Annotated in this window: 1 rRNA gene; it reads right to left on the minus strand. The window is 52.8% G+C overall.

Annotated features, from left to right (window positions below):
- Positions 1 to 128: 128 nt before the first annotated feature.
- Positions 129 to 3,033, minus strand: a 23S ribosomal RNA gene (locus INF77_RS22375).
- Between the last annotated feature and the right edge of the window lie 113 nt (positions 3,034 to 3,146).

Genomic DNA, 3,146 nt, shown 5'->3' on the forward strand with positions numbered 1-3,146 from the left:
TTGACTTCTGAGTTCGGCATGGGGTCAGGTGGGACCACCGCGCTAAAGCCGCCAGGCAAATTCTGTTTAATCTGTATCAGGCTGAAATTTGATTGTCTCTCTCACCGCCAAAACAGCTTCGGCGTTGTAAGGTTAAGCCTCACGGTTCATTAGTACCGGTTAGCTCAACGCATCGCTGCGCTTACACACCCGGCCTATCAACGTCGTCGTCTTCAACGTTCCTTCAGGAGACTTAAAGTCTCAGGGAGAACTCATCTCGGGGCAAGTTTCGTGCTTAGATGCTTTCAGCACTTATCTCTTCCGCATTTAGCTACCGGGCAGTGCCATTGGCATGACAACCCGAACACCAGTGATGCGTCCACTCCGGTCCTCTCGTACTAGGAGCAGCCCCCCTCAATTCTCCAGCGCCCACGGCAGATAGGGACCGAACTGTCTCACGACGTTCTAAACCCAGCTCGCGTACCACTTTAAATGGCGAACAGCCATACCCTTGGGACCTACTTCAGCCCCAGGATGTGATGAGCCGACATCGAGGTGCCAAACACCGCCGTCGATATGAACTCTTGGGCGGTATCAGCCTGTTATCCCCGGAGTACCTTTTATCCGTTGAGCGATGGCCCTTCCATTCAGAACCACCGGATCACTATGACCTGCTTTCGCACCTGCTCGAGCCGTCACTCTCGCAGTCAAGCTAGCTTATGCCATTGCACTAACCTCCTGATGTCCGACCAGGATTAGCTAACCTTCGTGCTCCTCCGTTACTCTTTGGGAGGAGACCGCCCCAGTCAAACTACCCACCAGACACTGTCCGCAACCCGGATTACGGGTCCACGTTAGAACACCAGCCATTAAAGGGTGGTATTTCAAGGACGGCTCCACGCAGACTGGCGTCCACGCTTCAAAGCCTCCCACCTATCCTACACATCAAGGACCAGTGTTCAGTGTCAAGCTATAGTAAAGGTTCACGGGGTCTTTCCGTCTTGCCGCGGGTACACTGCATCTTCACAGCGAGTTCAATTTCACTGAGTCTCGGGTGGAGACAGCCTGGCCATCATTACGCCATTCGTGCAGGTCGGAACTTACCCGACAAGGAATTTCGCTACCTTAGGACCGTTATAGTTACGGCCGCCGTTTACCGGGGCTTCGATCAAGAGCTTCGCGTTGCCGCTAACCCCATCAATTAACCTTCCGGCACCGGGCAGGCGTCACACCGTATACGTCCACTTTCGTGTTTGCACAGTGCTGTGTTTTTAATAAACAGTTGCAGCCAGCTGGTATCTTCGACTGATTTCAGCTCCGTCCGCAGGGACTTCACCTACATATCAGCGTGCCTTCTCCCGAAGTTACGGCACCATTTTGCCTAGTTCCTTCACCCGAGTTCTCTCAAGCGCCTTGGTATTCTCTACCTGACCACCTGTGTCGGTTTGGGGTACGATTTCGTGTTACCTGATGCTTAGAGGCTTTTCCTGGAAGCAGGGCATTTATCACTTCAGCACCGTAGTGCCTCGTCATCACGCCTCAGTGTTAAAGTGAACCGGATTTGCCTGGAACACACACCTACACGCTTAAACCGGGACAACCGTCGCCCGGCTGACATAGCCTTCTCCGTCCCCCCTTCGCAGTAACACCAAGTACAGGAATATTAACCTGTTTCCCATCGACTACGCCTTTCGGCCTCGCCTTAGGGGTCGACTCACCCTGCCCCGATTAACGTTGGACAGGAACCCTTGGTCTTCCGGCGAGCGGGCTTTTCACCCGCTTTATCGTTACTTATGTCAGCATTCGCACTTCTGATACCTCCAGCATGCCTCACAGCACACCTTCGACGGCTTACAGAACGCTCCCCTACCCAACAACGCATAAGCGTCGCTGCCGCAGCTTCGGTGCATGGTTTAGCCCCGTTACATCTTCCGCGCAGGCCGACTCGACCAGTGAGCTATTACGCTTTCTTTAAATGATGGCTGCTTCTAAGCCAACATCCTGGCTGTCTGTGCCTTCCCACATCGTTTCCCACTTAACCATGACTTTGGGACCTTAGCTGGCGGTCTGGGTTGTTTCCCTCTTCACGACGGACGTTAGCACCCGCCGTGTGTCTCCCGTGATAACATTCTTCGGTATTCGTAGTTTGCATCGGGTTGGTAAGCCGGGATGGCCCCCTAGCCGAAACAGTGCTCTACCCCCGAAGATGAGTTCACGAGGCGCTACCTAAATAGCTTTCGGGGAGAACCAGCTATCTCCCGGTTTGATTGGCCTTTCACCCCCAGCCACAGGTCATCCGCTAATTTTTCAACATTAGTCGGTTCGGTCCTCCAGTTAGTGTTACCCAACCTTCAACCTGCCCATGGCTAGATCACCGGGTTTCGGGTCTATACCCTGCAACTTAACGCCCAGTTAAGACTCGGTTTCCCTGCGGCTCCCCTATACGGTTAACCTTGCTACAGAATATAAGTCGCTGACCCATTATACAAAAGGTACGCAGTCACACCACGAAGGTGCTCCCACTGCTTGTACGTACACGGTTTCAGGTTCTTTTTCACTCCCCTCGCCGGGGTTCTTTTCGCCTTTCCCTCACGGTACTGGTTCACTATCGGTCAGTCAGGAGTATTTAGCCTTGGAGGATGGTCCCCCCATATTCAGACAGGATACCACGTGTCCCGCCCTACTCTTCGAGTTCACAACCTGTGCATTTTCGTGTACGGGACTGTCACCCTGTACCGTGCGACTTTCCAGACGCTTCCACTAACACACAAGCTGATTCAGACTCCGGGCTGCTCCCCGTTCGCTCGCCGCTACTGGGGGAATCTCGGTTGATTTCTTTTCCTCGGGGTACTTAGATGTTTCAGTTCCCCCGGTTCGCCTCGTTAACCTATGTATTCAGTTAACGATAGTGTGACGGATCACACTGGGTTTCCCCATTCGGACATCGACGGGTCAAAGGTTCATATCACCTCGCCGTCGCTTTTCGCAGATTAGCACGTCCTTCATCGCCTCTGACTGCCAGGGCATCCACCGTGTACGCTTAGTCGCTTAACCTCACAACCCGAAGATGTTTCACTTCATGATTGCGAAAATTTGAGAGACTCGAACACACCATTAAAGATGTGTCGTTTCAATTTTCAGCTTGATCCAGATTTTTAAAGAGCAAA

This window comes from Enterobacter cloacae complex sp. P1B, assembly GCF_014982345.1.
In the GTDB taxonomy this organism is placed as follows: domain Bacteria; phylum Pseudomonadota; class Gammaproteobacteria; order Enterobacterales; family Enterobacteriaceae; genus Enterobacter; species Enterobacter bugandensis.